At 70.2% G+C, this 6091-nt stretch carries 8 protein-coding genes and 2 pseudogenes; 8 read left to right on the plus strand and 2 right to left on the minus strand.

From position 1 onward, the window contains the following. The first annotated feature begins 65 nt into the window (after positions 1-65). The gene (locus ACFY4A_RS24940) at positions 66-1070 is read left to right on the plus strand and encodes a sporulation protein (RefSeq protein WP_390831568.1); all 1005 of its coding nucleotides are present in this window, start codon (positions 66-68) and stop codon (positions 1068-1070) included. A gap of 144 nt (positions 1071-1214) precedes the next feature. On the opposite strand, the gene ACFY4A_RS24945 is transcribed toward ACFY4A_RS24940, so the two are convergent. Continuing rightward, positions 1215-2615: an alkaline phosphatase PhoX gene (locus ACFY4A_RS24945; RefSeq protein WP_390831569.1), complete on the minus strand. Its 1401-nt coding sequence runs from the start codon at positions 2613-2615 to the stop codon at positions 1215-1217. A 311-nt stretch (positions 2616-2926) separates the two neighbouring features. On the opposite strand from ACFY4A_RS24945, the pseudogene ACFY4A_RS24950 reads away from it, so the two are divergent. The 5 genes and pseudogenes from ACFY4A_RS24950 to ACFY4A_RS24970 form a co-directional block, all read left to right on the plus strand. After that, positions 2927-3172 (plus strand): annotated as a pseudogene (locus ACFY4A_RS24950) (ATP-binding protein); the annotation flags it as partial. A 172-nt stretch (positions 3173-3344) separates the two neighbouring features. Then, positions 3345-3683: a hypothetical protein gene (locus tag ACFY4A_RS24955; RefSeq protein ID WP_390831570.1), complete on the plus strand. Its 339-nt coding sequence runs from the start codon at positions 3345-3347 to the stop codon at positions 3681-3683. 135 nt (positions 3684-3818) lie between these two features. Continuing rightward, positions 3819-4235, plus strand: a complete 417-nt coding sequence (locus ACFY4A_RS24960) for an SsgA family sporulation/cell division regulator (protein ID WP_390831571.1) — start codon at positions 3819-3821, stop codon at positions 4233-4235. 118 nt (positions 4236-4353) lie between these two features. Beyond that, a complete protein-coding gene (locus ACFY4A_RS24965; protein ID WP_390831572.1) occupies positions 4354-4602 on the plus strand; it encodes a DUF3147 family protein in 249 nt (82 codons plus the stop codon). A gap of 56 nt (positions 4603-4658) precedes the next feature. Next, a complete protein-coding gene (locus tag ACFY4A_RS24970; protein ID WP_390831573.1) occupies positions 4659-5066 on the plus strand; it encodes a DUF3147 family protein in 408 nt (135 codons plus the stop codon). Positions 5067-5184: 118 nt separating this feature from the next. Here ACFY4A_RS24970 and ACFY4A_RS24975 read toward each other — a convergent pair. Beyond that, positions 5185-5343, minus strand: a pseudogene (locus ACFY4A_RS24975) (ornithine decarboxylase); the annotation flags it as partial. A 131-nt stretch (positions 5344-5474) separates the two neighbouring features. On the opposite strand from ACFY4A_RS24975, the gene ACFY4A_RS24980 reads away from it, so the two are divergent. Continuing rightward, positions 5475-5843, plus strand: a complete 369-nt coding sequence (locus tag ACFY4A_RS24980) for a gas vesicle protein (RefSeq protein ID WP_390831574.1) — start codon at positions 5475-5477, stop codon at positions 5841-5843. Between the two features lie 117 nt (positions 5844-5960). Beyond that, positions 5961-6091, plus strand: a 131-nt coding sequence (gene gvpJ, locus ACFY4A_RS24985; protein WP_390831581.1) for a gas vesicle protein GvpJ, incomplete at its 3' end; no start/stop codon positions are given.

Raw genomic sequence — 6091 nt, forward strand, 5'->3', positions numbered from 1 at the left:
CGCGAACCCCTTGGTCGGCGGCGCCACCCTCATGGAACACATACGTTTAAGGAGCGGACGCCACGATGGTGTTCAAACGACTGCTCGGATCGCTCGGCGTGGGCGGGCCCACGGTGGACACGGTCCTCGACCCGGGGGCGGCCCGGCCCGGCGGTGCGCTCACCGGCCAGGTCCACCTCAAGGGCGGGGACGCCGACTTCGGCATCGAGCACATCACCCTGGAACTCGTAGCCCGGGTCGAGGCCGAGCACGACGACGGTGAGAGCGAAGGCGTGGTCGTCTTCGACCGGTTCGCCGTCGGCGGCGGCTTCCGGCTCGCCGCGGGCGAGCAGCGCAGCGTGCCGTTCAGCGTGGTGTTGCCGTGGGAGACTCCGATCACCGAGCTGTACGGGCAGGGACTGGGCATCGTCCTCGGGGTCCGCACCGAGCTGGCCGTGGCGGGCGCCAGGGACAAGGGCGACCTGGACCAACTGAGCATCGCCCCGCTGCCCGTGCAGGAGGCGGTTCTCGAAGCGCTCGGCCGGCTGGGGTTCGGCTTCAGGTCCGCGGATCTGGAGTACGGGCACATCGGTGGCACCGGCCAGCAGCTGCCCTTCTACCAGGAGATCGAGCTCACTCCGGCGCCGCAGTACGCACAGCAGGTCAACGAGATCGAAGTGACCTTCCTGGCCAACCCGGGCGGCATGGAGGTCGTCCTGGAGGCGGACAAGCGCGGCGGCCTGTTCTCCTCCGGCCACGACGCGCTGACCCGGTTCGCCGTCCCCCACGAGGGCGTCGAGTACCAGGACTGGAACACGGTCGTCGACGGCTGGATCCGGCAGTTGGTGGAACACCGGGCCTCGTACGGCTCGCACGCCGCCTACGGGCACGGCGACGCGTACGCGCACGGCCACGGCCACGGCGGCCACTACGATCACCACCGTGATGGCCACCGCTCCGGCCCCGGCATGGGCACGGCCATCGCCGCGGGGGCGGCCGGCCTCGCAGTCGGCGTTGTCGGCGGGATGGTCGCTGCCGAAGTGGTCGACGAGGTCGGTGACTTCTTCGAGGGCGACGAAGGAGAGGACTGACGGGTCCTGGGCGAGCCAGGGCGGTCGGTGGCCCTGACGGGCGACAGCCGACGGTGGGGGACGCGGCCGCACGGATACGGTCACGAGGCTCAGGCAGGGTGAGACGGAGGCCGTCCCGTCTCACCCGCGCCCGCCAAGGCGGTACTACTGGTGGAACGGCCCTGTCACTGCGAAGGTCGTGCCGGGCCTGTAGCAGTTGACGTACATCGTCCTTCCGTCCGGTGCGAACGTGACGCCCGCGAACTCGCCCCATGCCGGGACATCGGGCGTGCCGATGTTCTGGCGGTTGCGGGCCATTGCGTATACCTCGCCGCGGCGGGTCACGCCGAACACGTGCTGCGCGCCATCGCCGTCCTCGCAGACCATGAGGCCGCCGCCAGGGGCGAGGCAGATGTTGTCCGGTGACTCGCCGGGCAGTTGTACGTCCGTGTCCGGACCGAAGACGACGACGAGCGTGAGGCGGCGCCTTGTGGGGTCGTAGCGCCAGATCTGCCCGAAGTGGTCCGCGGCCGAGCCCTCCGCCCTGTGCGCGAAGGAGGACACGAAGTACACGCATCTCCCGCCCCAGTAGCAGCCCTCCAGCTTCTGGGCGTGCGTGATGCCCTTCGGCCCGAAGTCCTGCAGGCGGATGGGGGTCTGGGCGGCGAGCGGGTCGGGGACGTCCACCCATTCGACGCCGTCGAAACAGGCGCCCGTCTCCTGGATGGAGGAGAGGTCCGGTACGCCGGGGACGCGCATCGCCTGCAGCCGGCCGCCCGCGCGCAGCGAACCGATGCCGCCGCGGGGCTTGTTGGGCAGGAACCGGTAGAAGAGACCGAAGGGCCTCTGGAAGGCGTCCTCGGTCTCGTAGACGATGCCCTGCTGGGGGTCGATCGCGATGGCTTCGTGCTGGAAGCGTCCCATTGCGGTGAGCGGTACGGCCCCGGTGCGGTGGGGATCGACCGGATCGACCTCGAAGATGAAGCCGTGGTCCTTGGTGTAGCCGCTGGTGCCGGCTTTGTCCTCGGTCTCCTCACAGGTCAGCCAGGTGCCCCAAGGGGTGGGCCCGCCCGCGCAGTTGACTGCTGTACCGGCGATCGCGACCCGCTCTGACACAACGCTGCCGCGGCCGTCCAGGGTCAGGGCCGTGCACCCGCCCTTGCCGGCGGGGTCGTAGGTGATGCCCTCCACGGCCGGGACGGCAATCCGCGCCGTAGGACGGTTCTCGTGGTTGCGTACGAGGTGCACGCGGCCGCCTCTGCCCGCGAAGGCGGACATGCCGTCATGGTTGCTGGGAACGGCCCCTTCCCCGGAGCGGAGTTGGTCGCCCTCGCGGGAGAGCACCCGATAGCGGAAACCTTCCGGCAGGTCGAGCAGGCCGTTCGGATCGGGGACGAGGGGTCCGTACCCGGAGCGGCCGAGCGCGCTCGCCGTACCCGCGAAGAGCTCCGAGAGGGCTCCGGTGAACGCGATGCCCACCCCCACGGCGCCGGAGCGGGCGAGTACTTGGCGCCGATTCGCCAAGTGGCTGTTCTCGAGCGTGTTGTCGGACCTGGTTTCGGACATGGGGAACCTTCCTGTTGGCGGACAGGAACTGTGGTCCCGCCGTGTCTACCACCTGACGCCGACCTCGGGAACCACGCCTGTAGCGCAGGCAGCGTCCTGGCCGTGCCGGACGCCCGGCCTGGGCCGGCGCGACCTACTCCCGTGCGCGGCGCAGCGAGGGTGTCCGCGGCGCGAACCGCCCGGGGAGACCGTCCATCCACCTCGGCCGTGACTCTCCCGTAAAGGCAGGTGATCACAACGCGGCAGCCACAAGGCACCACAAGTCGTCGATCACTTGACCACCTGACGTCACACGCCGTTGGCTCCGGCTCATCGACTTCTTCGAGAGCCGGGTCATTCCCTTCGCCTTCGGCGTCAACGGCTTCCATGGACGGCACCCCTACCCGCCGGAGGAGATCCGGGAGTCCCTGGCGCTGCCCGAACACACCCGGGTACTGCTGTGCGACGCGCGGGACCGCGAGTCGTGCCGGGACGTTCTGATCGGCCTGGTCGACCAGTTGATCGCCTCGGCCACCCAGGCGGACGCGGCCCGGCCTTGGCCCACTCGGGGCCGCTGAGCCGATACCGCAGAAATATTCCGACGCAACGGCTCTTCGGCGCGTGGTGCACCTCACGCCAGAAGTAGTTCATCGTTCAACAAGATGGGGTTAGTGTCTTCAGTGCCCAACCAGGCACATAAGCACCAAATCCCCCGTTCTCAGCGTGGAGCGAGGAAAGAGAGGAAACACCATGGCAAGCAGAACTGTTCGTGGGGTTGCCGTCGCGATCACCTCGACCGCCGTCGCGGCAGCCGGGCTTCTCGCCACCGGCGGCTCCGCCTCGGCTGCGACATACCCCAGCAGCAGCCAGTCGGGGGTGGTCTCCGCCATCCGAATCGCCGACCACCACGACGAGGGCCGGCACAACCACGACGGCCACTACTGGATCCGGCACCACAAGCATGACGATCACCGGGCGCGGATCGACGAAGCCCGTCGGCAGTGGGTTCTCGACCAGCTCCGCTGGGCCGGCGACCACGGAGACGCCTACTGGGGCAGCCTGAGGCACCACGACGACTCACACCGGTGAGGACCGCCGTCACCAAGACCACCACCACTGCCGCTTCCGTCGACCACACGGACAGCGCCGGTGCCGGGCCCGGACAGTGATCCCACTGCCCGGGCCCGGCACCGCCCCGGCCCCCGAAGAATCGCACACAGAGCCATGATCACTTGCGTAGACCACATGCTCGGCATGGAGCTCGTGTCACCCCAGGGCACACGGCTCCCGGTACCGACCCGCCTGCTCTACAGGTCGCAGGACCCACTGGTGGTGGAGTTCCTCTTCCAGGACCTCGCCCTGAGCCCCGTGTCCTGGGTCATCTCACGCGAGCTGCTCGCCCGAGGGATGCTGGCAGCCAGCGGAGAGGGCGATGTGAGGGTGTGGCCGACCGGAACCGGCCCGGAAGCCCTCCTGCACATTCTCCTGAGTCCTCCGGGCGGCTCTGCCCACCTCATCGCTCCGCTCCCGGCCCTCGCGCGCTGGCTGTTCCGCACCTACCAACTGGTGATGGCCGCCCAGGAGTCTGACGCACTGGACCTCGAAGGCCACCTCGACCGGCTTCTGAACGAGTCACCTTGAAAGAGCCGCCACGGGGACTCCCGCGACGCCTCATTTTCTGCGCAGGGAATGCTCATCAGGCCCTTACCGACGGTGGCGCGGCCGTCGTAGCCGCGTTGCGCCGGGTCCGTCCAAGCGGTTGGCCGGGATCTTCGCCGCTGCCCCCTCGGTGGCACTGGGAGGGCTGATCTTGACGGTGGTGTTCAAGGGCGACCTCGACGCGGTGACCGCGGCACAGGGCATGGTCACTGGAGCGCTGGCGTTCACCGCCTACTGTCTCGTCGATGTTCCGGCGCTCGCCAGATTCGGAGCCGTGCGCGGGTCCGCGGCGGCCCTTGTCGTGTGGTTCGCCGCAGCGGCCGCCATCGCCTTCGTGGTGGCGCCGTGAGGCGATCGGCGCGGCCAGCGGACGGGAGCGGGAAAGGGGCCGAAGACCCCGACCGCGTGCGGGTGGACCTGCGGGCGGTCGCGCGCACGCCGCGCAAGGATCTGCTTCTGCGGTTCGGTCTCGGCGCGGGCGTGTCACTCCTGGCGGCCGTCGTGTCACGGCTGTTCGGGTCGTTCGTCGGCGGCGTCTTCCTCGCCTTTCCCGCCATCCTGCTGGCCAGCCTGACTCTTGTGGCCGAGGAGGAGGGGCTCATGAGCGCCCGCGACGACGCGCGTGGCGCTGCCCCGGGCACCCTTGGGCTGCTGGTGTTCGCCATCGTCGCCGCGGTGCTCCTCCGTCAGCACGCGGCGTGGCTCGCGCTCGGGGCTGCGACGGCAGCGTGGGCCGTGGTGTCGCTCGGCGCCTATGCGGTCGCGCGAGCGGCAGGGCACGGAGGCGACGAACGTTCCCCAGCGGACGCGTGACGAGGGCCTGCCGGCAGGAGGGGAGCCGCTGGGGTGCCCGGTCACTCCTCGACTGCCACCCACACGCTCTTCAGTCTGTGTCGGCGGCGTCCGGGAGGACCATGACGGCCAGGACGCCGCTGCGCGGGTGGGCGAGCACGTCGTCGTTGCCGGTGGCGTGGTGGTGGAGATCGGGATCCCACTGCGGCTCCGCCCACAGCGGGCGGACCCCGGCCAGGATCAGCCCGGCCACGACCGACTTGTGCGCGTCCCGGCCCACTGCCAGGCACTCGTGCGGCGCATCACCGTTTGCCCGGCCTTCCGGCCCGGAAACGATCAGGACCGGCCGCCGGCCCGTGCGAGGGGACGTCCGCGCTCGGGCAGGTTTGGCCGTGGAGCCTGCGGCCACCCGGGGGAGGAGAGGTGGCCATGGTGAAGAGAGAAAACACCGCGGAGTCGCGGGGTTCCGGTCAGTCACGGGGTTCGCGGGAGTCGCGTGGCGCGGACGAGGACGGTGGGTCGGTGTCCCGGCCTGGGCCGATGGAGGTGCTGCGGGAGGCGCGGGCCCAGTTCGCCGAGCTGACCGGTCTGAGCGCGGAGTCCGTGACGACCTTCGAGCAGTCGGAGGACGGCTGGTCGCTGGAGGTGGAGGTCCTGGAACTGGCCCGGGTGCCGGACACCATGAGCCTGATGGCGAGCTACCAGGTGGAACTCGACCCGCAGGGGCAGCTCACCGGCTACCGGCGCCTGCACCGCTACGAACGCGGCCGCGCCGACGCCCGTCGGTCCGGCGGCTAGGGGGCCGGCCGCGGCTCGCGCCGGCGGCTAGGGGGCCGGCTGCGGCTCGCGCCCGAAGACCCCACACAGACGCAGTCCTACTGCACGGACCTACACGGAGAAGGAGGCGCGGTCGGCATGACCATTGTCCCGGCACAGACGTCCAGCGGCGGAGGCGGCAGCAGCGGCCTGTACGACGTACTGGAACTCGTCCTCGACCGGGGACTGGTGATCGACGCGTTCGTGCGGGTCTCCCTGGTCGGCATCGA

Origin of the sequence: Streptomyces sp. NPDC001292 (assembly GCF_042896465.1) — a bacterium.
Classification (GTDB): Bacteria; Actinomycetota; Actinomycetes; order Streptomycetales; family Streptomycetaceae; genus Streptomyces.

Coding starts and splice junctions, on each gene's coding strand:
- ACFY4A_RS24940 (WP_390831568.1), top strand. CDS start 66: ATGGTGTTCAAACGACTGCTCGGATCGCTCGGCGTGGGCGGGCCCACG.
- ACFY4A_RS24945 (WP_390831569.1), bottom strand. CDS start 2,615: ATGTCCGAAACCAGGTCCGACAACACGCTCGAGAACAGCCACTTGGCG.
- ACFY4A_RS24955 (WP_390831570.1), top strand. CDS start 3,345: ATGGCAAGCAGAACTGTTCGTGGGGTTGCCGTCGCGATCACCTCGACC.
- ACFY4A_RS24960 (WP_390831571.1), top strand. CDS start 3,819: ATGATCACTTGCGTAGACCACATGCTCGGCATGGAGCTCGTGTCACCC.
- ACFY4A_RS24980 (WP_390831574.1), top strand. CDS start 5,475: ATGGTGAAGAGAGAAAACACCGCGGAGTCGCGGGGTTCCGGTCAGTCA.